Annotated in this window: 26 protein-coding genes; 9 read left to right on the top strand and 17 right to left on the bottom strand. The window is 62.1% G+C overall.

Annotated features, from left to right (window positions below; translation table 11 throughout):
- Positions 1-11: 11 nt before the first annotated feature.
- Entirely contained in the window at positions 12-1022 is a 1011-nt protein-coding gene (locus O7B34_RS02605; RefSeq protein WP_337144747.1) for a class I SAM-dependent methyltransferase, read from the top strand.
- A 520-nt stretch (positions 1023-1542) separates the two neighbouring features.
- Here the strand turns inward: O7B34_RS02605 and O7B34_RS02600 are convergent.
- From O7B34_RS02600 to fabA, 4 genes are all read right to left on the bottom strand, one after another.
- Complete coding sequence (locus O7B34_RS02600; protein WP_337144746.1) at positions 1543-3087, bottom strand: putative bifunctional diguanylate cyclase/phosphodiesterase; 1545 nt, start codon at positions 3085-3087, stop codon at positions 1543-1545.
- A gap of 125 nt (positions 3088-3212) precedes the next feature.
- Positions 3213-4025, bottom strand: coding sequence for an enoyl-ACP reductase FabI (gene fabI, locus O7B34_RS02595; RefSeq protein ID WP_027142026.1), 813 nt, complete (start codon positions 4023-4025; stop codon positions 3213-3215).
- 32 nt (positions 4026-4057) lie between these two features.
- Positions 4058-5278: a beta-ketoacyl-ACP synthase I gene (fabB, locus tag O7B34_RS02590; protein WP_027142025.1), complete on the bottom strand. Its 1221-nt coding sequence runs from the start codon at positions 5276-5278 to the stop codon at positions 4058-4060.
- A 49-nt stretch (positions 5279-5327) separates the two neighbouring features.
- Entirely contained in the window at positions 5328-5846 is a 519-nt protein-coding gene (gene fabA / locus O7B34_RS02585) for a 3-hydroxyacyl-[acyl-carrier-protein] dehydratase FabA (protein WP_027142024.1), read from the bottom strand.
- 242 nt (positions 5847-6088) lie between these two features.
- Here fabA and irrA point away from each other — a divergent pair, with 242 nt between their 5' ends.
- Entirely contained in the window at positions 6089-6520 is a 432-nt protein-coding gene (gene irrA, locus O7B34_RS02580) for an iron response transcriptional regulator IrrA (RefSeq protein ID WP_027142023.1), read from the top strand.
- A 137-nt stretch (positions 6521-6657) separates the two neighbouring features.
- On the top strand, positions 6658-7038 hold the full coding sequence (locus tag O7B34_RS02575; RefSeq protein ID WP_337144745.1) for a DUF4260 domain-containing protein: 381 nt from the start codon (positions 6658-6660) through the stop codon (positions 7036-7038).
- Here O7B34_RS02575 and O7B34_RS02570 read toward each other — a convergent pair.
- On the bottom strand, positions 7028-7588 hold the full coding sequence (locus tag O7B34_RS02570) for an SH3 domain-containing protein (RefSeq protein WP_027142021.1): 561 nt from the start codon (positions 7586-7588) through the stop codon (positions 7028-7030). The two genes, O7B34_RS02575 and O7B34_RS02570, sit on opposite strands and share 11 nt — an antisense overlap.
- A 148-nt stretch (positions 7589-7736) precedes the next feature.
- Here O7B34_RS02570 and O7B34_RS02565 point away from each other — a divergent pair, with 148 nt between their 5' ends.
- Positions 7737-8738: a 2-hydroxyacid dehydrogenase gene (locus tag O7B34_RS02565; RefSeq protein ID WP_140507642.1), complete on the top strand. Its 1002-nt coding sequence runs from the start codon at positions 7737-7739 to the stop codon at positions 8736-8738.
- A 26-nt stretch (positions 8739-8764) separates the two neighbouring features.
- On the opposite strand, the gene O7B34_RS02560 is transcribed toward O7B34_RS02565, so the two are convergent.
- The 9 genes from O7B34_RS02560 to O7B34_RS02520 form a co-directional block, all read right to left on the bottom strand.
- The gene (locus tag O7B34_RS02560) at positions 8765-9223 is read right to left on the bottom strand and encodes a GNAT family N-acetyltransferase (protein WP_337145187.1); all 459 of its coding nucleotides are present in this window, start codon (positions 9221-9223) and stop codon (positions 8765-8767) included.
- Positions 9224-9249: 26 nt separating this feature from the next.
- Positions 9250-10002: a molybdopterin-synthase adenylyltransferase MoeB gene (locus O7B34_RS02555; RefSeq protein WP_337144744.1), complete on the bottom strand. Its 753-nt coding sequence runs from the start codon at positions 10000-10002 to the stop codon at positions 9250-9252.
- A gap of 31 nt (positions 10003-10033) precedes the next feature.
- Positions 10034-11173 (bottom strand): DNA replication/repair protein RecF, encoded by a 1140-nt coding sequence (gene recF, locus O7B34_RS02550; RefSeq protein ID WP_337144743.1) that lies wholly within the window; start codon positions 11171-11173, stop codon positions 10034-10036.
- 73 nt (positions 11174-11246) lie between these two features.
- Positions 11247-12365, bottom strand: a complete 1119-nt coding sequence (gene dnaN / locus O7B34_RS02545; RefSeq protein WP_027142016.1) for a DNA polymerase III subunit beta — start codon at positions 12363-12365, stop codon at positions 11247-11249.
- A gap of 200 nt (positions 12366-12565) precedes the next feature.
- Positions 12566-14110, bottom strand: coding sequence for a chromosomal replication initiator protein DnaA (gene dnaA / locus O7B34_RS02540; RefSeq protein WP_337144742.1), 1545 nt, complete (start codon positions 14108-14110; stop codon positions 12566-12568).
- An 854-nt stretch (positions 14111-14964) separates the two neighbouring features.
- Complete coding sequence (gene rpsT / locus O7B34_RS02535) at positions 14965-15231, bottom strand: 30S ribosomal protein S20 (protein WP_027026587.1); 267 nt, start codon at positions 15229-15231, stop codon at positions 14965-14967.
- Between the two features lie 179 nt (positions 15232-15410).
- Positions 15411-16184 carry an enoyl-CoA hydratase gene (locus O7B34_RS02530; RefSeq protein ID WP_337144741.1) on the bottom strand — a complete coding sequence of 258 codons (774 nt, stop codon included), beginning with the start codon at positions 16182-16184 and terminating at the stop codon, positions 15411-15413.
- A gap of 34 nt (positions 16185-16218) precedes the next feature.
- Positions 16219-17109 (bottom strand): bifunctional DNA-formamidopyrimidine glycosylase/DNA-(apurinic or apyrimidinic site) lyase, encoded by an 891-nt coding sequence (mutM, locus tag O7B34_RS02525; protein WP_337144740.1) that lies wholly within the window; start codon positions 17107-17109, stop codon positions 16219-16221.
- Positions 17102-18343: a phosphopentomutase gene (locus tag O7B34_RS02520; protein ID WP_337144739.1), complete on the bottom strand. Its 1242-nt coding sequence runs from the start codon at positions 18341-18343 to the stop codon at positions 17102-17104. The genes mutM and O7B34_RS02520 overlap by 8 nt, the downstream gene beginning before the upstream one ends.
- A gap of 314 nt (positions 18344-18657) precedes the next feature.
- Between O7B34_RS02520 and O7B34_RS02515 the strand changes: the two genes are divergently transcribed.
- Positions 18658-19578: a phosphate/phosphite/phosphonate ABC transporter substrate-binding protein gene (locus O7B34_RS02515; protein WP_337145186.1), complete on the top strand. Its 921-nt coding sequence runs from the start codon at positions 18658-18660 to the stop codon at positions 19576-19578.
- A gap of 5 nt (positions 19579-19583) precedes the next feature.
- Here O7B34_RS02515 and O7B34_RS02510 read toward each other — a convergent pair whose 3' ends face one another.
- From O7B34_RS02510 to O7B34_RS02500, 3 genes are all read right to left on the bottom strand, one after another.
- On the bottom strand, positions 19584-20207 hold the full coding sequence (locus O7B34_RS02510) for a TadE/TadG family type IV pilus assembly protein (protein ID WP_337144738.1): 624 nt from the start codon (positions 20205-20207) through the stop codon (positions 19584-19586).
- Between the two features lie 40 nt (positions 20208-20247).
- The gene (locus O7B34_RS02505; protein WP_337139298.1) at positions 20248-20829 is read right to left on the bottom strand and encodes a TadE/TadG family type IV pilus assembly protein; all 582 of its coding nucleotides are present in this window, start codon (positions 20827-20829) and stop codon (positions 20248-20250) included.
- Positions 20830-20968: 139 nt separating this feature from the next.
- Positions 20969-21391 (bottom strand): pilus assembly protein N-terminal domain-containing protein, encoded by a 423-nt coding sequence (locus O7B34_RS02500; RefSeq protein ID WP_337139300.1) that lies wholly within the window; start codon positions 21389-21391, stop codon positions 20969-20971.
- A gap of 355 nt (positions 21392-21746) precedes the next feature.
- Between O7B34_RS02500 and O7B34_RS02495 the strand changes: the two genes are divergently transcribed.
- The 4 genes from O7B34_RS02495 to O7B34_RS02480 all read left to right on the top strand — a co-directional run bounded on the left by O7B34_RS02495 (position 21747) and on the right by O7B34_RS02480 (position 25152).
- Positions 21747-21929: a Flp family type IVb pilin gene (locus O7B34_RS02495; protein ID WP_140507625.1), complete on the top strand. Its 183-nt coding sequence runs from the start codon at positions 21747-21749 to the stop codon at positions 21927-21929.
- A 171-nt stretch (positions 21930-22100) separates the two neighbouring features.
- Positions 22101-22619 (top strand): A24 family peptidase, encoded by a 519-nt coding sequence (locus tag O7B34_RS02490; RefSeq protein WP_337139302.1) that lies wholly within the window; start codon positions 22101-22103, stop codon positions 22617-22619.
- 212 nt (positions 22620-22831) lie between these two features.
- Positions 22832-23641, top strand: coding sequence for a Flp pilus assembly protein CpaB (gene cpaB / locus O7B34_RS02485; protein ID WP_140507621.1), 810 nt, complete (start codon positions 22832-22834; stop codon positions 23639-23641).
- Entirely contained in the window at positions 23638-25152 is a 1515-nt protein-coding gene (locus O7B34_RS02480) for a type II and III secretion system protein family protein (RefSeq protein WP_337144737.1), read from the top strand. The genes cpaB and O7B34_RS02480 overlap by 4 nt, the downstream gene beginning before the upstream one ends.
- Positions 25153-25166 lie beyond the last annotated feature (14 nt).

The raw sequence follows: 25166 nt of genomic DNA, 5'->3' as shown, positions 1-25166 counted from the left end.
GGAGCACGGCTATGTCCGCTGAAGCGCTGAAGACGCTTTTTCATCCGTTCGATGCCGAGGCTCTTTCCCCACCGCGCAAGGGCGAGCACATCCTCTTCATTGGCGCCGAACCCGGCCTGCGCTTGCCGCCGGCTTTCGAGGCCACGCTCAATCTCGTACAGGGCTTCCGGCCGTATTTCCGTGCGCTGCAGGCGGCGGGCTTCACGGTCACGCCGCAATCGACCGGCGACGGTTTTGATGCCGCGCTCGTGCTCGCCGGCCGCCATCGCGGTCAGAACGAACTGCGCATCGCCGAGGCTTTTGAACGCGTGGTCGAGGGTGGATTGATCGTCATTGCCGGTGGCAAGGAGGATGGCATCGCCAGCCTGCGCAAGCGCGTCGGCGATCTCGCGCCGCTTGATGGCCACATGCCGAAATATCACGGCATCGCCTTCTGGCTGCGCCGCCCGGCCGACACGCAAGCCGCCGCCGCGCTTCGCGCCGCCAATCCCGCCTTGCTGGTTGGGGAGCGGTTCCACACCGCACCCGGCATGTTCTCCTTCGATCGTGTCGATGCCGGTTCAAAACTGCTGGTCGAGAACTTGCCCGGCGATCTGCGTGGCAGTGCGGCCGATTTCTGCGCCGGCTGGGGCTATGTGGCGGCGGAGATGGCCGCCCGCTCGCCGGGCTTGTCGGCCCTCGATCTTTACGAGGCCGATTTCGATGCGCTGGAGGCGGCCAGGGGCAATCTCGGCAACACCGTGGCGCAGGGCTTCTTCTGGATGGATCTGCTCGCCGAGCCTGTCGAGCGCCGTTACGACGTCATCGCCATGAACCCGCCCTTCCATCGCAGCCGTGCGGCGGAGCCGGAGATCGGTGCCGGCATGATCCGCGCGGCAGCCAAGGCCCTGAAGCCCGGTGGACGCCTGTTCATGGTCGCCAACCGGCAGCTTCCTTACGAGCCGGTGCTGTCGGCCGCCTTTGCCAGTCATGCGGAGCTTGCCCGCGACGGCATGTTCAAGGTGTTTGCCGCCAGTCGCTGAAGCGCGTTGGCGATGGCTCGCGCTGCCTTGCCTGATCAGCCGATGTCATTTGCAAATTTGCTGAAGAAGACGCCGGCTATAGCGGAAATTGCGACGCTTGGAATGGCGGCTATTGCGAGCACGCCCGTAAGGTCGATGTAGTGATCCCACGCGTCAGGTGGAGGGGGAGGAGAGACGAGCGCCAATCCTCCCCACAAAACCACATTCAGCAAGGCACAGCCGACAAAGCCAATTACCCATGCTTTTCTGGTACGGGGTCGAAGTGAAGCAAGCGAGACAAAGACACCGAGAACGAGCAACCCAGGACCATGGCTTGCAGCGTACGCTGCCCAAAAATCCGATATGGCTAGGCGTCGGGCCCAGGGCCGAACCAATGCAAGCAGCAAGAGCGCGCTTGGCACGGAGACCATCATAGTGCCGAGACAGCCGTAAAGAAGGGGATATTGCTTCAATAGAATTTTATACTCCAGGCATCACGAAATCTGAACAAGGCGACGAGGGCGTCAGATTTCGGTGGCCCTCAATGCAGGTTGGCGACGCGCCTCATGTCGTCGGCGACATGCCCGTCGCCAACGCTGATCTTGAGCGGTGCTGGCCGGCCGAACAGGTAGCCCTGCACCACCTCGCAGCCGGCGGCCCGCAGCAGCGTCGCCTGGCTTTCAGTCTCGACGCCTTCGGCGATGATGCTGACGCCGAGCGCCCGCGACAACCCGACAATGGTCGACACGACCGCGCCGGAGCTGGCATCGGTATCGATGCGGCTGACGAAGGAACGGTCGATCTTCAGCTTGCCGAACGAGAAGTCGATCAGATAGCTGAGATTGGAATAGCCGGTGCCGAAATCATCGACGGCGACCGAAATGCCCATCTCGGCAAGTTCTTTCAAGATTATGGCCGCGCGGTCGCGGTCCTGCATCATCGCCGTCTCGGTGACTTCCAGTTCCAGCCGTGACGGCTTGATGCCGGTGGCCCGCATCGTGTCGCGCACTATGCCGACGAAGTCCTTGGTCATGAACTGGACCGGCGAGATGTTGACGGCGACGAAACAGTCGTCCGGCAGATGGCGGGCATCGCTGCAGGCCTTGCGCAGAACCCATTCGCCGATCGGGTTGATCATGCCGGTCTCCTCGGCGATCTGGATGAACTCCATCGGCGGGATCATGCCGCGTTCGGGATGCTTCCAGCGGATCAATGCCTCGTAGCCGACGATGCGGCCGGTCGGGAGATCGAGCTGCGGCTGATAGTGCAGGTCGAAATCTCCGCGTTCAAAGGCGCTATGCAGCTCGGATTCGACCCATTGGCGATGATCGGCCACGCGTCCCATCTCGCTGTCGAAGACCGACCAGTTGCCAACCCCTCTGGCACGCGCATTCTGCAGCGCCAGGTTGGAGCGCCGCAGGATAAGGACCGGATCGATACCGTCCTTGGGCATCGCCACAATGCCGACCGACAGGCTCACCGATTGCTGGTGGCTGCCGAGCTCATACGGCTCCATCATCTCGTCGATGAGCCTCTCGACCATGCTTTCCAGGGTTCCCTGGATCAGATGGTCCGGGAGCAGCACCGCGAACTCGCCGGCCCCGATGCGGCCGATCAGGGCGCGCGCGGGCACGCAGTCGTGCAGCCGCCTGGTGAAGGCGCGGATCAGTTCATCGCCCTGGGTGTAGCCGATAGCGTCGTTGATCTGCTTGAACCGGTCAATGTCGATGTCGATCAGGAACACCGGTTCCCCGGTGCGGCTTGTCGCGGATGCCGCCTCGGCGATCTTGCCGACCATGGCCGGGCGCGCCAGCAGTCCGGTCAGCTTGTCGAAATGGGTTTCGTTGAAGACGAAATCCGCCGATTCATCGATGCCGGCGAAGAAGGACATTGCCGCCACCGATGCCGCCAGCGCGCAAAGCGCGGCCATCACCGAGACCATCATATCAGCCGATATGCCGGCAAACCCGTCGCCGAGACCGTGCTTCAGGCCCCAGATGCCGAGGACGAAACTGCCAATGCCCGAACTTGCTATCGTGAGCAGTCGGAACACGGGTGTTCGCTTCGGGTTGCTGATGCCAGGCATGAAAAGGTCCCCAGATGGGGAGCTCTATAGCGGAAATCCTCTTAAAATGAGTTTCCGCGAATGAATCCAATTTTACTGGAGAGGATTATTTTCTTTACTGGCAAAGGACCCCACTTGGGGACGCTTCAGTCACGCCCGCCATCCGTCTGCTTCAACTCATCGAGTGTCGGCATCGAGACGATATGATAGCCGGAATCGACATAGTGGATTTCGCCGGTGACACCGGAAGCAAGGTCGGACAGGAGATAGAGCGAGGAGCCGCCGACCTCGTCGATCGTCACCGTCCGGCGCAACGGCGAGTTGCGCTGCTGGTAGGAGAACATGTGGCGGGCGTCGGAAATGCCGGCGCCGGCCAGTGTGCGCACCGGACCGGCCGAGATGCCGTTGACCCGGATGCCGCGTGGGCCGTAGTCGTTGGCGAGGTAGCGCACGCTGGCCTCGAGCCCAGCCTTGGCGACCCCCATGACATTGTAGTTCGGCATGACGCGGACCGAGCCGGCATAAGTCAGCGTGATCATCGAGCCGCCGGCAGTCATCAGCGGCGCGGCGTTGCGCGCCACTTCGGTGAAGGAATAGCAGGAGATCACCATGGTTCGGACGAAATTGTCCCGGCTGGTGTCGGCATAGAGGCCTTTCAATTCGTTCTTGTCTGAAAAGCCGATGGCATGGACGACGAAGTCCAGTCCGCCCCACGCCTTGCCGAGCGTCTCGAACGTGGCGGCGACCGAAGCGCTGTCCTCGACGTCGCAGGGAACGACCAGCGAAGCGCCAAGCTTGTCGGCGAGCGGCTTGACGCGGCGGCCGAAAGCCTCACCCTGATAGGTGAAGGCGAGTTCCGCCCCATGTTCGGACAATTTCCGGGCGATTCCCCAAGCAATCGAATGATCGTTGGCGACACCCATGACAAGCCCGCGCTTGCCCTTCATCAATCCGTCCATGGCCGGCAAATCCTTATATAAAAAGCTTGGCCTTATGCGGAATAGCGCTGGAAAACGAGCGTCGCGTTGGTGCCGCCGAAACCGAAGGAATTCGACAGAACGGTGTCGATCCCTGCGTTGTCGATGCGCTTGCGCACGATCGGCATGCCCTCGAATTCCGGATCGAGCGTCTCGATATGGGCGCTTTCGCCGATGAAGCCGCCTTGCATCATCAGGATCGAATAGATGGATTCCTGCACGCCTGCCGCGCCCAGCGAATGGCCGGTCAGCGACTTCGTCGACGTGATGAACGGCATCTTCTCGCCGAACACTTCACGGATCGCGCCCATTTCCTTGGAATCCCCGACCGGCGTCGAGGTGCCGTGGGTGTTGATGTAGTCGACCGGCGTGGAAACCGTCGCCAGCGCCTGGCGCATGCAGCGGACCGCGCCTTCGCCCGAGGGCGCGACCATGTCGAAACCGTCCGAGGTCGCGCCATAACCGACGATCTCTGCGTAGATCTTGGCGCCGCGCGCCTTTGCATGTTCCAACTCTTCCAGCACCAGCACGCCGGCGCCGCCGGCAATGACGAAGCCGTCGCGATTGGCGTCATAGGCGCGCGATGCGGTCGAGGCCCTGTCGTTGAACTTCGACGACATGGCGCCCATGGCGTCGAACAGGTCCGACATCGTCCAGTCGAGATCCTCGTGGCCGCCGGCAAAGACCATGTCCTGCTTGCCCCACTGGATCAGCTCGTAACCATTGCCGATGCAATGCGCCGAGGTCGAGCAGGCCGAGGAGATCGAATAGTTGACGCCATGGATCTTGAACCACGTGGCCAGCGTCGCCGACGCGGTCGACGACATCGCCTTCGGCACCGCGAAGGGACCGATGCGCTTGGGGCTGCCGTTCTTGAGCGTGGTTTCGGCCGCCTCGACGATGGTGCGGGTGGAGGGGCCGCCCGAACCCATGACGATGCCGGTGCGCTCATTGGTGATATCGCTCTCGCCGAGACCGGCATCCGCGATCGCCTGGTCCATGGCGACGTGATTCCAGGCCGCGCCCTGGCTCAGGAAGCGCATCGCGCGGCGGTCGATCATGGCGGAAGGGTCGAGCGTCGGCGCGCCCCAGACCTGGCAGCGGAAGCCATGCTCGGCAAAGGAATCGGAAAAGCTGATGCCGGATCTGGCATCATGCAGCGAGGTCTGCACCTCGTTGGCATTGTTGCCGATCGACGACACGATGCCGAGGCCTGTGACTACGACACGTCTCATTCGCAACTCCTTCCAGGGATGCTGGCCAATGGGCGGGCCAGGGCTGCGGTCAAGCGACCGCCGACTGCTTTGACAGGCCGACCTTCAGGTCCGTCGCCGCATATATGGGCTCGCCATCCGCCTTCATCCAGCCATCAGCGATGCCGAGCACCAGCCGGCCGCGCATCACACGCTTGAAATCCACGCCATACTCGACCTTCTTGACCGATGGCGTGACCATGCCCTTGAACTTGACCTCTCCGGTCGACAGCGCCATTCCCCTGCCGGGTTCGCCAAGCCAGCCGAGGTAAAAACCCGTCAATTGCCACAGGGCGTCCAGGCCGAGGCAGCCCGGCATGATCGGATTGCCGATGAAATGACAGGCAAAGAACCACAGGTCGGGCTTGATATCGAATTCCGCGCGGATGAAACCCTTATCGAAGGCGCCGCCGGTCTCGCTGACCTCGGTGATACGATCGAACATCAGCATCGGCGGGTAGGGCAGCTGGGCATTGCCCTCTCCGAACAGCTCGCCGCGGGCGCAGGCCAGCAATTCTTCGTAGTCGTAGCTGGATTTCGAACCCGCCATCAATTTCATCCCCATATCGTCCGGGCGGTAGCGCGCCCTTGTCGTTGGTGTCCTAACACAATCTGTTTCAGGCCGGAAACCGGCGTTTGCGCTTAACCCGCCAGTCCGCCCGGGTCAATGCGCGCTATTGATCGCATTCGGGCGACAGAATATATGTCAACAGGGGTCCGGTTTCGGCAGACATTCATCTTTTTGCCATTCTGGGCATGTCTTGAAGCGGGACTGTGAGCTTGGAAGACCAGATGGACCGGGGCTGCCGGAAGGAAAATGTCGCTGTGGACAAGCGGGTACGTGAAGCCGGCCTGAGGCCGACGCGTCAGCGCATTGCGCTGGCCGACCTGCTTTTCGCGAAGGGCGACCGCCATTTGTCGGCTGAGGAGCTGCACGAGGAGGCGCAGGCCGCCGGCGTGCCGGTGTCGCTGGCCACCGTCTACAACGCCCTTCACCAGTTTACCCAGGCGGGGCTGCTGCGCATCCTCGCCGTCGAGGGTTCCAAGACCTACTTTGACACCAACACCTCCGACCACCATCATTTCTATATCGAAGGCGAAAACAGGATATTCGACATCGCCAACGGCCCGGTCACGGTCACCAATCTGCCGGACCCGCCCGAAGGCATGGAAATCGCCAATGTCGATATCGTGGTGAGGCTGCGTCCCAAGCGTCCGGAATGACCGGCGAGGCCGGAATAATTGGCCAGGGCCAGGACAATCAGCCAGGCCGGAATAATCGGTCTGGCCCGAATAATTGGTCTGGCCCGAATAATCGGTCTGGCCCGAATAATCGGTCTGGCCCGAATAATCGGTCTGGGATGAAGCCCCTCGATTGGATGGTCCGGCTCGAATGGGCTGTCGTGGCGGCGGTTGCGGTCGTCTTCTATGGCGCGACAGGTGTCTCCTGGTGGCTCTTCGCGTTGCTCATCCTGGCGCCGGACCTCTCGATGCTGGGTTATCTCGGTAGCCCGCGCATCGGCGCCATCGCCTACAACGCCTTGCACACCCTGATCGTACCGGTGCTTCTGCTGCTTGCCGGGCATCTCGCCGGCAGTGCGGTCGGCAGCGCCATCGCACTGATCTGGATCGCCCATATCGCGATCGACCGTGCACTGGGTTACGGCTTGAAGCTGTCGACAGGATTTCAGGACACCCATCTTGGCCCAATCGGGCGCAAACGCGAGACGTTCAGTCCTTGACCCGCTCGCCCGGATAAGCGCCCCAGACGACCGACTGGGCAAGCCAGCCGGTGTGGCCGTCGAGCGTCATTTCGCACCACTGGCCGTCGCAGGACTTGATCATGCCCATCACGCCGGGTTCGACGATCGCCACCACCCTGGCATCCTTGTCGGGACCTTTCAGGAGATTGATCTGGCCGCCCTTGCCGCGCTGCCAGGGCGCGATGATCGCTGTGCGCCGGCCCGAAAGCAGCGACTGGTTGATCCATCCTTCCGAGCCGTCGGCGTCGCGCACCCGCCGCCATGTATCGAACTCCTGGATGATCTCCATCGGCAGGCCAGCCTTCATATACATCCAGTCGACGGAATAATTGGCGCCGGGGCCGACGCGCGAGTTGACGCGGCCGGATTTCAGGCTGACGAATCGCGGCAGTGGCAGCCCGCTCGGTCCGAGCGTGATGGCGCTCTGGGCTGGGGCGGCCGCGCTCTGCGCGCCGGCAAGCGGAGAATAGAGGAGAGCGCCGAGAAATGCTGCGCTGAGGGCCAGGCGAAGCGACGCGAAACCAGACACTTTCGTTCCTTTCGGCGCCGGCCCGACGGCTGCGGCACCCCTTTTTCTTTGTCTTCGGCGGCACCGCTTGTTACATGGGTAAATCGGCTACCGCGACCAGCTTTCAGTTTCGCCGGTCTTGGTTAAAGAGGTCTCAACGAGGGAAACAATGCCAGGCAAAAAGAAGCCTCTCGTGGTCATCACGCGAAAGCTGCCCGACCCGGTCGAGACCCGCATGCGCGAACTGTTCGACGCAAGGCTGAATGTCGAGGACAGGCCGATGACGCAGCCGGAACTGGTCGCTGCGGTCAAGGAAGCCGACGTGCTGGTACCGACCGTGACCGACCAGATCGATGCCGCACTGATCGCCCAGGCCGGCGACAACCTCAAGCTGATCGCCAATTTCGGCAATGGCGTCGACAAGATCGACGTGGCGGCGGCGGCCAAGAAAGGCATCACCGTCACCAACACGCCCAATGTGCTCACCGAAGATACCGCCGACATGACCATGGCGCTGATGCTGGCCGTACCGCGCCGGCTGGCGGAAGGCGCCAGCGTGCTTACCGGCGACAAGAAATGGGCTGGCTGGTCGCCGACCTGGATGCTTGGCCGGCGCATCTGGGGGAAACGGCTCGGCATTGTCGGCATGGGCCGCATTGGCACCGCCGTTGCCAAGCGGGCCAAGGCTTTCGGCTTGTCGATCCACTATCACAACCGGCATCGCGTTCTGCCGGCGGTCGAAGATGGACTGGAGGCGACCTATTGGGAGAGTCTCGACCAGATGCTCGCCCGCATGGACATCATCTCGGTCAATTGTCCGTCGACGCCGGCGACCTTCCATCTTCTGTCAGCACGGCGGCTGGCGTTGCTGCAGCCCACCGCCTACATCGTCAACACCGCCCGCGGCGACATCATCGACGAAGAAGCTCTGGTCAAGCTGATCCAGGACGGCAAGATCGCCGGCGCCGGCCTCGACGTTTACGAGCACGAGCCGGCCCTGAACGGCAAGCTCTTGAAGCTCGCCGCCAGGAACAAGGTCGTGCTTCTGCCGCATATGGGCTCGGCCACGCTCGAGGGCCGTATCGACATGGGCGAGAAGGTCATCATCAATATCCGCGCCTTCGTCGATGGCCATCGCCCGCCGGACCGCGTGCTGCCGCTCAGAACCTGAAACCCGTCCAGGCGTCGGCTCGCCGTTTATGAGATCGTTTTGCGCATGGTGATGGAAGTCGGCCTGTCATAACCCTCATGCGCCGTCCGTTCGGTCTCGCGAAAGCCAAGCCCGGCAAAGGCGGCATGATTTGCGGTGAGCTCGATCCTCGTCTCGAGCTCGATGGCGGCCTTGCCGCGGCTGCGGGCCAGGTCCTCGACCGCTTGCATCAGCCGCCGGCCAATGCCTTGCCCTTGGCGGTCCGGGGCGACGGCGAGCTTGCCGATATAAAAACCGTCAGCCCGTTCAAGAGCAAAAACGCAGCCCACGATTCTGTCGTCGCCGTCGAGTGCCAGAAAGCCCGTCTCCCGCAGGGCCTTGGCGCGGAGCGCATCGACTGTGAGCAGGTGAGCCGACGACGGCGGGTCGATGATGCCGTCCATGAAGGCGAAGGCACGCATGATGAGGGCAAGCACATCATCCCAGCGGCCGAAATCGGCCGGCATCTGCGTGATCGAAACATGTTCCAAGATCAGCGTCTCTTGTAGCGGATCGTCTCGAAGCGCGCGGCCAGCGCATCATAGAGCAGCAGCCTGCCGATCAGCGGCTCGCCTATGCCGGTCACCAGCTTGATCGCCTCCATTGCCTGCAGCGTGCCGATGACCCCGGTCAGTGCGCCGAGCACCCCGGCCTCCGCACAGGACGGCACCAGGCCCGGCGGCGGGGCTTCGGGAAACAGATCCCGATAGCTCGGGTTTGGCTTGCCGTCGCTGCCGCTTTCGAAAGGCTTCAGCACGGTCACCGAGCCGTCGAAACGTCCGACGGCTGCATGCACCAGCGGTTTCCCTTCGGCCGCGCAGGCATCGGCCACCACATAACGCGTCTCGAAATTATCGGACCCATCGACGACGATATCGTACTTGGCGACGAGGGCAGGGGCGTTCTCCGCGGTCAGCCGGAATGTGTGCGTTTCGACTGATATGTTGGGATTGATACGGGCGATCGCCGCCTCGGCGCTCTGGGTTTTCAGCATGCCGATCGTATCGGTGCCATGGATAACCTGGCGTTGCAGGTTGGAGAGCGAAACTGTGTCGTCGTCGATCACGCCGAGCGTTCCGACGCCGGCCGCGGCGAGATATTCAAGCACCGGCGCACCGAGCCCGCCGGCGCCGATCACCAGGACCCGCGCCTGCTTGAGTTTCTGCTGGCCCGCGCCGCCGACCTCCGGCAGCACGATGTGGCGGGCATAACGTTCGATCTCGTCGGCGGTGAGCGCAGTGGTCATATCAGGACCATATAGCGGCCGAAAAACCTTGTCAGGGGTCTTCGGTTGGCCCAACCGTGCCATGGTCGACCGTCAGGAACTGCGCGCGGCCATGCAGGCTGGAAAACAGCGCCGCATCGGTTCCCGTCATGAAAGCCTGGCAGTTCAGTTCCTCCAGGATCGAGAACAGTGCCGCGCGCCGTCCGGCATCGAGGTGCGCCGCGATCTCGTCGAGCAGCAGGATCGGCGTCAGGCCGGACATTTCGCCGGTCAGCCGGGCATGCGACAGCACGATGCCGACCAGCAGTGCCTTCTGTTCGCCGGTCGAGCAAAGTTCGGCCGGCATGGCCTTGGGCCGGTGCCGGACCACGAGGTCCGAGCGGTGCGGGCCCTCGAGGGTGCGTCCGGCGGCACGGTCACGGTCTCGGCCATCGGCAAGCGCCCGCCGGAACCGCTCCTCGACATCGACCGCCGGTGCATTGGCAATCTCGGCCTCCAGGTCGCCCGAAAGGCCGATATCGGCCTGCGGAAACGGCCCCGTGTCGGGCAGCCTGCCGATCATGGCGGCCAGCAGCCGCACCATTTCGGCGCGCGCCGCGGCGATCGCCACGCCGGTCTCCGCCATCTGCGTCTCTATCGCCTCGAACCAGCCGGCATCGCGTGAGCCTTCCGTCAGCAAACGGTTACGGCCCCGCATCGCCTTCTCATAGTCGAGCGCACGCTGGCCGTGTCCGGGATCGATCGCCAGCACCAGCCGGTCGAGAAAGCGCCGGCGATCCGCGGCCGGTCCGGTGAACAACGAATCCATTGCCGGCGTCAGCCACACGACCCGCAGCCACTCCAGCATGTCCTCGGCCCGGGCGGCGGCTCCGTTTATACGCACCCGCCTGCCGCTCTCCGCCGTGTCGCCTCCGGAAATGCCGGTGCCGATCTCGACCTCGCCGTAAGGTCCATCGAGCCGGGCATGCAGGGCAAAGCCGCCATCGCCACCTTCACGGGCCACATCTCCGTAAGGCGCGCGGCGCAAGCCGCGCCCTGGGGTCAAAAAGGAGATCGCTTCGAGGAGATTGGTCTTGCCGGCACCATTGTCGCCGGAAAAGACCACGGCGCCCGGAGCAAAATCTATCGCCAGGCTTGCGTAGTTGCGAAAATTGGTAAGCGTAAGCTTACTTATGTGGGTTTGTGCCGGCAACCGCTATCCGCCTGTGGAAGTCACCGCAACCAATATCCGCCGCCGGTCGTATCGTCAGGCGACGCCGGTCCGGCTATACCCGCATCGGCATCAGCACGTAAAGCGCGGTCTCGTCGGCCATGTCGTGGATCAGCGTTGGCGAACCGGCATCGGCCAGCATGAATTTGGCTTCCGTGCCGGTCAGCTGCGCGGCGACATCGAGCAGATATTTCGCGTTGAAGCCGATCTCGATCGGGTCGGACGAATAGTCTGCAGCCAGTTCTTCCGTGGCGCTGCCTGAATCCGGGTTGTTGACGGCAAGCGTCACCTGGCCTTCGCTGATCGACAGCTTCACCGCGCGGCCGCGTTCGGAAGAGATGGTCGAGACGCGGTCGACCGCGGCGGCGAAGCTCTGGCGGTCGAGGATCAGCTTCTTGTCGTTGCCGGTCGGAATGACCCGCTGATAGTCCGGGAAGGTGCCGTCGATCAGCTTCGAGGTCAGGACGACGCTGCCGATGGTGAAGCGGATCTTGGTGTCGGACAGTTCGGTGGTCACGGCGACATCCGGATCGTCGACCAGCTTCTGCAACTCACTCACCGTCTTGCGCGGAATGATGATGCCCGGCATGCCCTCCGAACCCGCCGGCGCGTCGATCTCGGCGCGCGCCAGGCGGTGGCCGTCGGTTGCCACCGACCGCAGCTTCAGCTTGCCACCGACTTCATGCGTGTGCAGGTAGATACCATTGAGATAGTAGCGCGTCTCCTCGGTGGAGATGGCGAACTGCGTCTTCTCGATCAGGCCCTTCAACGCCACCGCATCGAGACGGAAAATATGCGAGAAGGATCCCGCCGAAAGCTCGGGGAAGTCGGATTGCGGCAGGCACTGCAGGCGGAAGCTGGAGCGGCCCGACGTAACCGTCATGGCGTTGCCGTCCTCATCCGTCTTCAGCATCACCTCGGCGCCGTCTGAAAGCTTGCGCACGATGTCATAGAGCAAGTGCGCGGGGACGGTCGTCGCGCCGCCGCGCTCCACCTTGGCGGGCGTCGCTTCCGTCACCTCCAGGTCGAGGTCGGTGGCCTTCATTTCGAGGCTGGCGCCTTCGGCGCTGAGCAGCACGTTGGACAGGATCGGTATGGTGTTGCGCCGTTCGACCACGCGGTGGACGTGGTTGAGCGACTTCAGGAGATTTGACCGTTCCAGGATAACACGCATGACGAAACAGGCTCGCTTGAATGAATGAACGGGTCTCCGGCTACCGGCGCCCCGCAAAAGGTCTGAACAGGCTTCAGAATCTACGCAAACTGACAGGAAAAAACCAGTGAGCGCAAGCCCGCGCCACCGGTTCGGGCCGGTTACGCGGGCTTTCTGGGGATAAAGCTGGCCAACCCTGCAAGCGGGCCGTTCTGGGCTGGTCAGGCCTGGTCGTTGATCAGCCTTCTCAGCAATTCCAGTTCCTGCGCCAGCGTGTTGTCATTGCCGGACAGGTCCTCGATCTTGCGCACGGCGTGCAGCACCGTCGTGTGGTCGCGGCCGCCGAAACGCCGCCCGATCTCCGGCAGCGAGCGCGGCGTCATCACCTTCGACAGGTACATGGCGACCTGCCGCGGCTTGACGATGGTGCGCGTGCGCCGGTTGGACAGCAATTCCGTCTTCGAGACGTTGTAGTGGCGCGCGACGATGCGCTGGATGTCCTCGATGCGGACCCGCTTCGGCTCGCCCGTGCGATAGATATGGCCGAGGATCTCGTCGATGCGGTCGATGGTGATCTGCGGCTCGAACGACTGGCGAAACAAGAGCTGGTTGAAGGCGCCTTCCAGTTCACGTCCGCTGCCGGTCACGGTGCGGGCAACGTGGTTGAGGATCTCTTCGGAAATGTCGAGTGATGCATCGTCGATCCTGGCTGTAGCCAGGCGCAGTTTGAGCATGCCGAGCCGCATGGCGAAATCGGGTGCCGACATTTCGAGCGCGACGCCGCCATTGAGGCGCGAACGGACCCGCGGCTCGAGCGATTCCAGCTCCGACGGTGGCCGGTCGGCCGCGACGACGACCTGCTTGGCGCTGTCGAGCAGCATGTTGATCAGATGGCAGAATTCATGCTGGATCGACTTGCCCTGCAGGAACTGCATGTCGTCGATGATCAGGAGGTCGATGTCGCGCAGCTGCTCCTTGAGCGTCAATGCGTTGTTGTCGCGGATCGCCGTGGCGAAGCGCCACATGAAATACTCGGCGGTGAGATAGACGACGCGCGACTTCGGGTTCTGCTTCAGCGATTCCGCGGCGATGGCTTGCAAGAGGTGCGTCTTGCCGAGCCCGACGGTGGCATGCAGGAAAAGCGGATTGAAGCGCACCGCGCTCGACTGAGATTCCGCCACGGCCTTTGCGGCGGCGAAGGCGACGCGGTTCGAGGGCCCTTCGATGAAGGAGCCGAACGTGTAACGCGGATCAAGCGGTGATCCCAGCACATTGTGGCGGAACTCGCTCTCGACCGGCACACCCGGACGCGGCACGGGAGACCGCTCCACCCTGCCTGGGCTGACCGTGCCGGCGGCCAGCGCCGTCTGCGTCTGCCGCGTCATCTTGCGCGCCGGCGCCAATTCCGGTTCGGGCTGGCTGCGCCCCTGACGGGTCGCGGTGCGCACGACGATCTCGATCTTGAGAAGCTCGGGATCCTCGTGCTTCCACAGCTCGGAAATGAGATCGTGGTAGTGGCCGTTGATCCACGAGCGCAGGAACGCGGTGGGCACGGAGATGCGGACAATGCCCTTGGAAGCTTCCGCGACTTTCATGCGGCCGAACCAGCTGGAATAGACTTCGGTTCCCAGGCGCGCCTTCAACTGGGCCTTGACCCGGTCGAACTTCTGTTCCGCGTCGCTGGAGACCGCCATCTCGTTTGCTCCGGTCAAAGTTCCAGGAAATGGGAGGTCGCCCGTAAGCTCCCTTTCGATGCCGCTCTGCATGATCGAGTTCCTTGCCTTTCTGTACCTGTTTTTCGCTGGGGATGCGCCTCCTGCATCCTTTTTCCAGCGACCGTGTCTTCGCTACGATGCCCGTTGCCGCCGCCGGCAATGAACGTCGCCCACCATCCAAGGGAACCGGTGCCGGCTCATGGAAGCCAGCCCGCGTTGGGTATGTCAGGGCAATACAACACCGTCCGGCGAAAGAGCGCCGGCGCGCCGTCCTACCTGCCATGTCTAGTTACGCCAGTCCCCTACCGTATCGAAAAAGAGCAAACCATCCCCGTCCGCGGACTTGATCCGCGTCGCAAATCCCGCCAATTTAAGCTGGCCGCGTCAGACTGGTTAAGGGCCAGAGGCCCGTCTCTTTCGATAGATCGACATTACCGAAATCGCTGTGGATAGGGCAAGGCCACGTCTAACGGATTTTTAAGGAATCTGGTTACCTCGGGCGGGTTGGAGCGCCATGCCGCAGTGCTGTATTTTGACAAAGCCATTGTGATTCAAACCCTTTTCCGACGAATATGAAAAAGCCGGACCGGCGCGAAATTTTCTGAAATAATTCACTTGACAGCCAGTTGTCCTCCCGTCCCTTCGGCGCGTTGTGGACAAGCTGTGGATGACCGTCGCTAACTATTGGAAAAGTATCAGTTATTTCTGATGGACATGGTTTTTTAAGTCGACGCTTTTCAAGCGTTCCGATCATCAGTGGGCATGAATGTGCCGGCAAACCATTTCGAACTGTGGACTCTGCATTTGCAGTTGTTTCCGGCTATTCTTTTTAAGTACTTGCCGGCAAACGAAAAAACCCGGCGCGATCGGCCGGGTTCGAAGAAGATCGTCCTGAGAAGGCGATGTCAGGCCGACAGCACCTTGAGGCGCTGGGCGAGGCGCGACACCTTGCGGGATGCCGTGTTCTTGTGGATCACGCCCTTGGTCGCGGCGCGCATCAATTCCGGCTCGGCAGCCTTGAAGGCGGCCTGTGCGGCGGCCTTGTCGCCCGAGGCGAGTGCCTCCTCGACCTGGCGGACGTAGGTGCGGACACGCGAGCGGCGGTTCTTGTTGATCGCCGCGCGGCGGGCGATCTTGCGCGTTGCCTTTTTGGCCGAGGATGTGTTGGCCATGATGCCTCTCTTCTGATCTGGTCGGCGCACGCGGCGTGCCGCAGGGCGCAAAAAACAAACGGGCAGCCACGGGGCCGCCTCGGTTGGTGCGGCTTATAGTTCAGCTTTTCCGGCGCGTCAACGCCGCCTGGCGTTCTTTTTGGCCAATGCCACGGGTTTCGGTCGCTGGCCCCCTACGCCTACCGGTTGGTGAAATTCGGCTTCCGTTTTTCGGTGAACGCCGCCATGCCTTCCTTCTGGTCTTCGAGCGCGAAAAGCGAATGGAACAGGCGGCGTTCGAAGCGCAATCCTTCGGCAAGCGTCGTCTCATAAGCCCGGTTGACGGCTTCCTTGGCCATCATCACCGACGGCAGCGAGAAATCGGCGATTTTGGCCGCCGCCTTGACGGCCTCCTCGACCAGCTCGCCGGCCGGAACGACCCGCGACACAAGGCACGAACGTTCGGCCTCGGCGGCATCCATCATCCGGCCGGTCAGGCACATGTCCATCGCTTTCGATTTACCGACGAACCGGGTCAGGCGTTGCGACCCGCCCATGCCGGGAATGACACCGAGCGTGATCTCCGGCTGGCCGAATTTGGCCGTGTCGGCGGCAATGATGAAATCGCACATCATCGCCAGTTCGCACCCGCCACCGAGCGCATAGCCGGCCACCGCCGCGATGATCGGCTTTCGCGCCCGCGTGAACTCTTCCCAGCCGACGAAGAAGTCCTGGCTGTAGGCATCCGCATAGGAGATTGCCTGCATCTCCTTGATGTCGGCACCCGCGGCAAAGGCCTTGTCGGAGCCGGTAACAACCATGGCGCCGATGCCAGGATCGGCACAGAAAACATTCACGGCTGCGACGAGTTCGGCGAGGATCTGGGAATTCAACGCGTTGAGCGCCTTTGGCCGGTTCAGCGTGATCAGTCCGACCTTACCGCGCATCTCGGTGATGATCGTCTCATAGGCCATTGGCTGTTCCTCCTTTGCTCGACACCGGTCTAGCTCACGTCTGACAGGTCCGGCAATAGAAGGTCGAGCGACCGCTCTGCACGATACGTTCGACATGGCCGCCGCAGCCAGGCTTGGGGCAAGGCTCACCCTCGCGGTCGTAGACGGCGAAGGAATGCTGGAAATAACCCAGCGATCCATCGGTGTGCATATAGTCGCGCAGTGAAGACCCGCCGGCCGCGATGGCATCTGATATGACCGAGCGGATCGCCTCGGCGAGGCGTTCGCTTTGTTCCCTGGCCTTCTTGCCTGGCCTGGCGATGGTGCCCGCCTCGCGTAGCGGTGACAGGCCGGCGCGCCAGAGCGCCTCCGAGACATATATATTGCCTAAGCCGGCGATCAGCCTCTGGTCGAGAAGCGCTGCCTTGAGCGGCGATCTGCGGCCTTTCAGCAACGAGGCAAGCAGAACGCCGTCCAGCGCATTGCCGGTCGGTTCGACGCCCAGTCCGGCGAGCATCGGATGCGTCTCCGGCGGCTCCTGCGCAAACAGCATGAAACCGAAGCGGCGCGGATCGTTGAAGATCACACGTGACCGCCCGCCGGCCGCGGAAACGACATGGAACACTACATGATCGTGCGCCGCGCTCTTCGAGCGCTCATGGTGGAACACGCCAGGTGTCTCGCCGGCGTCGCCGGTCTCGATGCGAAAGGAGCCGGACATGCCGAGATGGCAGATCAGCACCTGACCGCCCAGCATATGCATGGTCAGATATTTGGCCCGCCGCCCAAGCGCCGTGATCGTCCTGCCGGTCAGCCGCTCCGAAAACCGTTCGGGGAAGGGGAACCGCAGGTCGGGCCGTCTCATCTCGACCTCGGCCAGGTGGGCACCTTCCAGGACCGGCTGCAGACCGCGCCGGACCGTTTCGACTTCGGGTAATTCAGGCATGGCCGCCAATCGAGGCATAAAAGGATATGCCGTTGCGGCCGCGCGTCAGCGCGAGATGTTCGGCAACGGTCTCGCCGATATCGGCAAATGTCGCCCTAAGCCCTATGTCGCCGCCTTTGAGGCCGGGTCCAGTGCCGATGACCGGAATGCGCTCACGCGTATGATCGGTGCCGCGCCAGGTCGGATCGTTGCCGTGATCGGCGGTCAGGATGAGAAGGTCGCCCTGCTTCAGCTTCGCGAATGCCTCCGGCAGTCTCCGGTCGAAGGCCTCGAGTGCGGCGGCATAACCGGCGACGTCGCGGCGATGGCCGAATTCGGTATCGAAATCGACGAAATTGGCGAAGACGAGGTCGCCGTCGGTGGCCTCGTCCATCGCGACCAGCGCCTGGTCGAACATGGCCATGTTGCCCGCGGCCTTGCGGACTTGCGAGATCCCGCGATGGGCGAAGATGTCGCCGATCTTGCCGACGGCGATGACGCGGCTGCCGCGCGCTGTCAGCCGGTCGAGCAATGTCGGCTCGGGTGGCGGCACGGCGTAGTCGTGGCGATTGTAGGTTCGCTCGAACGTGGCTGATGTCTCGCCGACGAAGGGGCGCGCGATCACCCGTCCGATCCTCAACGGGTCGACCAGCCGGCGCACCACCTGACACAATTCATAGAGCCGCTCCAGGCCGAAATGGACCTCATGCGCGGCGATCTGCAGGACGGAATCGACCGACGTGTAGCAAATCGGCTTGCCGGTGCGGATATGTTCCTCGCCGAACCGCTCGATGATCTCGGTACCTGGCGCATGGCAATTGCCGAGAATGCCGGGCACCTTGCCCTCGCGGATGATCGCCTCGGTCAGGTCGGCCGGGAAGGCGGGAACCGTGTCGGGGAAATAACCCCAGTCGAAGCGCACCGGCAGGCCTGCGATCTCCCAATGGCCGGAAGGCGTGTCCTTGCCGCTCGAAATCTCTTGCGCCGCGCCATGGAAGGCATTGGCGAGCAGGTCTGTCCCGAAATGCGTAAACCCCAGTCCTGTCGCGGTCTCGGCCGCCTTGCCAAGTCCCAGCGATGCCATATGGGGGACGAACAGCGGTCCCTGACGAAGCCCTTCGCGATCCGCGCGCCCTTCGGCGCAGGCTTCGGCGATGTGCGCCAGCGTGTTGGCGCCGGCATCGCCATAGCTTTCAGCGTCGGCCGCGCCGCCGATGCCGAAGGAATCCAGGACGAAGAGGAAAGCACGCGCCATCGGGTCATTTGTTGCCAGTGTGGACACCCAGACATAGGGTTCCGCGGCGGCCTTGGCAATTCGGAAACCAAACGGCAACGGCTTGGCGCGATAGTCAAGTCCATGTCGCCCAAAAGTGCGCAGCGGTTTTGGGATGACGACAGGGACAAGCTAGGAATCAATGTCGCCCAAAGTACGCAGCGGTTTTGGGGATAACGACATGGCTAGGGATCCATGTCGCCCCAATGTGCCTGGGCGGTCTTGGCAACGAGATTCACACAACGATCAGGTGTTGTGACGAGGGATTCATGGACGGAACAAGAGGCGGGACGGTCCTGTCGACTGCGCTCAAGGCATGGACCGCCTTCGTGGCTGTAAACGCGTTCTGGTGTGAACCGGTGTGGGCAGACTGGCGCGATGATATAGGCACATTTCGCATCGGCATCGTCGCCGAGCCCGGCGCCGGCAACACCGTTCCGGGGCTGGCGGTGTTGACGCAAGCCTTTACCAATGCGCTCGGCATGAAGGTCGAGTTCGTCGTTGCCCGCGATTATGCGGCACTGATCGAGGGACAGGCCAATGCACGGATCGAATACGCCATCTATTCGGCGACCGCCTACGCCACGGCGCGGCAACGCTGCGGATGCATCGAGCCGCTCGTGGCTCCGGTCGATTCCGACGGTGTGGCCGGCATCCGCTCGGTACTGCTGACCAGGGATGGCAAACTGCGCGGCTTGGCCGAAATGGAGACCCACCGGGTCGCCATATCGCCGCCGGATAGCGTCGGCGGTTCTCTTTTGCCCTTGGCGGGGTTGGCTGCCGAACAGGTCGAGATCGCCGAAGATGCACGGTTTCTTGTCCATGCCCCCTCGGCGTCGGCGGCCGAAACCATGCTCGTCGACGGCGAGGCCGACGCCATGTTCGGCTGGGTGAGGGCAGCGGCCGACGGCCAGCCGCGGCTGTCAGGGGGCACGCAGGCAAGGCTCGAGGCATCGGGCCTTTCGGCGTCGGCCCTCCAGGTGGTGTGGACGTCGGGTCTGCTGAGATACGGTCCCCATGCGGTGCGCAGCGATCTCGATCCGGAAGCCAAGCGTCGGCTGACCGTGTTCCTCACCAACCTCAAATCGACGACGCCGGATGTCTACGATCTTCTGGAATCGAAGCATGCCGGCGGCTTCATGCCCGTGGTTTCAAAAGATTATGCCACGGCGGAGGCCGTCGTGCGCCTGGTGTCGGCCGATGGTGGGCGGCGATAAGGTTTTCAGCAGTCGCCGCAAGGAATCGTGACGCTCCTGCGGGGGCGCAGATAATACGTTTCGCCCATCGGGATCGCCGTTGTGAGAGATGGGGTCATTCCAAGCTTCTGCGGGCTGTCCGTCGTCCAGCCGATGATCGGCAAATAGTTGAGATTGCTCTCGACGCGGATGAGGAACGTGCCGGGGACCTTGAGCGTTGCCGGAACCGTGGTGGTCGCGGGCAGGGTGGTGGCGACACTGTAGACGCCATTGACCACCTTGCGCGACCACATCACGTTCACCTTGGGCGTGGCATCGGTGGTGACCTGTATGGCGGTGATGGTGATGTTCGGCGTCGAGCGGTTGTAGGGTTGAAGGGTTACGCTGCCGATCTTCATGATGGCATCGAGGTCCGCCTTGACGATGCTTGGCTGTTGCGTCACGAGATCGGCGACCATGCTGCCGACACGGCTGACCTTCTTGCTTGTCTCTATGGCCTGCGAAGCCTCCAAGGTCATGAAATACATGACCAGCAGGATAGGCGCGATAAGCGCGAACTCGACCGCCGCGACGCCGCGGCGATTGGACCAGAACCTGACCGATTTGCCCCAGAGCCGTGCAATTCCCAGATGTGCCCCCGCACGCATCATACTCGTTGCCTTTTTTCTTGTTGGTGCTTGCGTGATAGTCTCAATTGTCGAACGGCTCGTTCTGCCAGGTCACTGAAGCGAAATGCAGGGTTTTGTTACCCCCCATCGACTGCGCCATCAGGTCGGTCATGATCGGCCATTTGTAAAAGACCCGCAGCATGTTCTTTGATTCCGCCGCACCCGCCGTGACGGCAAAGGGCACATCGGCGCCGCTGTTCGTCAGCTTGATGTCACCGCCCTGAATCCTGAAGCCGGCCAAAGCCGCGTCGGAGAACGCCGTGTACTGGCGAAGATCGACGCTCAACTGATTGGGACAATCCTGGGAAACGATGATTTCCAGCTTGTCGCAGATCATGTTCTTCAAACTATCTCCGGCGATGTCGGCGGCCCTCAACTGGCCGGTGCGCAGCCGGCGTGCGACATCGTCCGTGATGTTGGCCATCACCTCCTGGCTGGCAAACGAGATGCAGCTTTCGAGGATGGCGAACACCAGGAGTGCGAACGGCATTGCAAGCAGCGCGAACTCCAGCGCCGTGCTGCCGCGCCGGTCGCGCACGAAGCGCCTGAAAGATCTGGTGCGCTCCATCTTGTGCTGACCTGTCGAGCTGAATTCCATGCTCATGCGATGTTCCTGCCATCCCTGGACGGTGCTGACAGGTCTACTAGCGCAAACCAATTGAGGTCCGGTTTGAATGATCGTTAAAGTCGGCGCGGGCGTTTTAACCAGGCGGTAACCTGGGCCATGGCGCACTCCGTGCAGCCTATTTGCTGAGGTTCATCTCGGCTTCGGACGATTTCTCCGCCTCGCTCTTATACGAGCTTTCGCAATAGGGTGTGCACGACATGGTCTGGACATCCGCGCGCCGGTAAATGCGAACCGACGAGGCTGCCTGGCGGACCACGGTAACCTGTGCGTCGACGATCGGGCTGCCGTCCGGGTCGAGAACGACGAGATTGGTGACACCGAAACCCTTGCCGGTGAGTACGATCGTCGAGGCATCCTGGACGGAAGCGTCGGCGATTGCCGGGTTACCCACGACGATCGTATCGGCGGGGCGCGACAGTTTCACGATCTTAGCCTGATTCATGGTGACCTCGATGTCGGCGCCAGCCCTGGCGGTCGTAATCAAGCTGGCGGCGACAAGAAGCGCGGCAATCAGGATTGAGGATTTCGGCACGGCCATCAAGGCGCTCCACGCAAGCGGACTGTTCAACGGAACATGAACGAGATTGGTGAACCAACGGTTAAGTCGGCTTGCCGCCGGATGTGGCGGTCGGCATGGCTACCGGCATGGCCGGATGCGCGCAGGGCCCGCAAGCTTCCGCAAGCCCTTGCCTTTTACGGCGTTGACCCGCGAAACGGAATATTAGCCAGCGCTTAGTGTAGAGTTAACCACGCACTCGCTTCGAGCCGGGAAAGGAATCGGTAAGGCTGTTTATTAAGCCGATTGAAAGAGCTTCTCCCTAGATTGGCAGCATCCGATCAACCATCACAGAAGTTGACGGAAGTGCTGTAACACGTGGAGTAGGAGCTCTCGAATGTCTAATCTCATCGCACGTTTCGTGAAGGACGAATCCGGCGCGACCGCCATCGAATATGGTCTGATCGCCGCTCTCATCGCGCTCGCCATCATCACCGGCGCCGGCGCCCTCGGCAATGCAATCAATGCCAAGTTTACCACTATCGGTACCGCGATGAACACCGCAGGCAGCGGCAGCTAATCTGTCGTATTGCTGAACACTCGGACTGCATTCTGAACAAGGGCCGCCGCGTTGCGGCCCTTGTTCTATGCCGCTGCCAATACCAGTCGTCTTTCGTTCCGGGCCTCATCAATCGTTAATCGAACATGCCTAGATTGAGCCCCCTGGAATCCGACAATAGGCATAGCCCCGATGCTTGAAGCCCTGATCTTCGTCGTCTTTCCGTTTTGCATGCTGTTTGCCGCGATCTCCGACATGCTGTCGATGACGATCGCCAATCGCGTGCCGGTGCTGCTTGTCGTCGTCTTCGCGCTGGTGGCGCCGCTGACGGGCATGGAATGGGCGGCTTACGGCTGGCATTTCGCCGCTGGCGCCATTGTCCTGGCCGTGACATTCGGTCTGTTCGCCTTGGGTGGCATGGGCGGTGGCGATGCCAAGCTGCTGGCCGCCACGGCCGTGTGGATGGGGCTCAACGTCCATCTCGTCGAATATCTTGTCGCTTCGACAATCATCGGCGGCCTTCTGACGATCGCGATCCTGTTTTACCGGAAATCGCCTCTGGCGATGTTCACCGGACGCAATCCATTCCTGCGTCATTTTGCGGAAGAATCAGCCGGTGTTCCCTACGGGATCGCGCTCGGCCTGGGTGGCCTGCTGACCTATCCCGATTCCCCCTTGATGGTGTGGGCGCTGGCAAGGCTGGCGAGCTGAATTCATTAAATTTTCGTCGGCCGACATGCCTTGCACGCCGGCTTTGCGGAGCGGCGGCCCAGCATTTCCGCGCCTCACGGCGCGATCCGTTCTAATTTATATAAACCTTAAATTAATCACGATCGTAAGCATTGCATTAACCTTGTTTTGACGATTGCCGCTGCAAAGTCCGGCTTGGCTAGGTGGTTTGCCAAGGGCGAGGGTTCGGACAGATGCCAGCATCCCGATTGATTATTCTGAGCGTGGCGGTGGCCGCGGCGGGCGGTGCTGGCTATGTCGCGAAAAACATGGTCGCCCCGCCGCCTCAGGTCGTCGTCGATTCTGGCCCTCAGGCGCCCGCGGTGGCCCTGCAGGACGTGCTTGTGCTCTCGGGCGATGTCGCAATGGGCAACGCGCTCGAGAACAACATAGGCTGGCAATCCTGGCCTGCTGACGGCATCAACGCGAATTTCATCACCAAGGCCACAGCTCCCGATGCCCTGGAGAAGCTGAAAGGGTCGATTGCCCGTGTGCCGATGTATGCCGGCGAGCCCGTGCGGCGCTCCAAGCTGATCGGCGAGGGACAAAGCTTCATGTCGTCCATCCTGCCGTCCGGCATGCGGGCGGTCGCCACGACAATTTCGGCGGACACTTCGGCCGGCGGCTTCATTCTTCCCAACGATTTCGTCGACGTCATCATGACCCGCAGGGCCGATGCCAACACCGGGGCCGGCTTCAGCACCGAGACCATCCTGAAGAATATCCGTGTCCTGGCAATCGACCAGACCATCCAGGAAGACGAGGAAGGCAAGAAGACCAGGGTGGGCCAGACCGCCACGCTGGAGCTGACACCCAAACAGGCGGAGATCATCACCGTCGCCCAGCAGATGGCGGATCGCCTGACGCTGGCGCTGCGGGCGATCACGGACACCCAGGAAAAGAATGTGGACGAGGCCGACTATCTCGTTTCCGGCAATGGCCGCCGGGGAACGGTGAGGCTGATCAAGTCGGGCGAAGTCTCCGAAGTAGGGGCAAGGAAATGAGGCTAAGCGCTAAACTGCCGGCAATCGTCGCCACGGCACTCGGCCTTTTGCTCGTCGCAGCGAATGTGCAGGGCGTCGAGGCGAAGAGCACGCAGGTGTCTGCCACGACAGCCACCCAGCGCGTCAAGCTTGGCCTCAACAAGTCGGTGGTCATAGACCTGCCGAGCGATGCCTACGACATTCTTGTCGCCAATCCCTCTGTCGCCGATGCGGTGACCCGCACCGCAAGGCGCATCTACCTCTTCGGCAAGGCGGTCGGCGAAACCAACATCTTCGTCTTTGGGCCGAACGGCGAACAGATCGCCAGCCTGGACCTGGCCATCGAGCGCGACGTCGCCGGCCTGGAGGACTATATCAGGCGCTTCATTCCGACCTCGGCCGTCAAGGTGGAACTGCTCAACGACAACGTGGTTCTGACCGGTACCGTGGATACCCCCCTGGATGCCAAGCGCGCCGAACAGCTGGCAAATATGTTTGTGTCCGGCGGTGAAGCGACGACGGGACAATATTCGCAGACCGCCGCCGGCGGCTCGGCCCAGAGCGGTGTCGACATCAACAACCCGGACCAGGAGCGCCGCACCAGCCAAATCGTCAATCTGCTGCAGATCATCGGAGACGATCAGGTCACGTTGAAGGTGACGGTCGCCGAAGTCAGCCGCTCCGTGATGAAGCAGCTCGGTGTCAACATGGTCGGCAGTGGCGGCAGCAACGGCATCAGCTATGGCGCGCTCAGTGACCCTTTCACTGGTCTCGGGAAGCCATTGTCGAACGCGGGCCTAAGCATCGGCTCCTCCGCACTCCAGGCATATATAAACGCCATGGAGCAGTCGGGGGTCATGAAGACGTTGGCCGAACCGACCCTGACCGCCGTATCTGGTGAGAAGGCGACGTTCAGGGTCGGTGGCGAATACAACATGGTGACCAACGTCTCCGCGAATGTATCGCAAGACAACCAGACCGGCTTGAAGACCTATTCCGTCGAAAAGGTCGAGTACGGAATCGGATTGGAATTTCTGCCGGTGGTTTTATCGCCCGGCCGGATAAGCCTGAAAGTCAGGACCTCGGTTTCCGAGCCGACAACCGAGGGGTCCGTCTCGGCATCCACGGACAATCAGAGTATCGGCATGAATGCCCTGTCACTGCGCAAGCGTCTTGCCGATACGACGGTCGAACTGCCCTCGGGCGGCTCCATGATGATCGCCGGCCTGGTTCGCGACGATGTCAGGCAAGCCGTCAACGGCTTGCCTGGACTGACAAAGATTCCTGTGCTCGGCGCGCTCTTCCGCAGCAGGGATTTCGTGCGCAACGAGACCGAGCTCGTCATCATCATCACGCCCTATCTGGTGAAACCCGTGGCACGCAACGATCTCGCCAAGCCGGACGACAATTTCAACCCTCCGAGCGACGGGGCGGGCATGTTCCTTGGGCGTGTCAATCGCGTCTACGGCACCATGCAGACCGACAGGCCCAATGGCCGCTATCACGGCGTTGTCGGCTTCATCTACAAGTGAACGGGAAAGCAGAC

The organism is Mesorhizobium sp. Cs1299R1N3 (assembly GCF_037179625.1).
In the GTDB taxonomy this organism is placed as follows: domain Bacteria; phylum Pseudomonadota; class Alphaproteobacteria; order Rhizobiales; family Rhizobiaceae; genus Mesorhizobium; species Mesorhizobium salmacidum.
The sequence above is the reverse complement of the archived record's forward strand: the minus strand, read 5'-3'. Positions and strand labels throughout refer to the sequence as shown.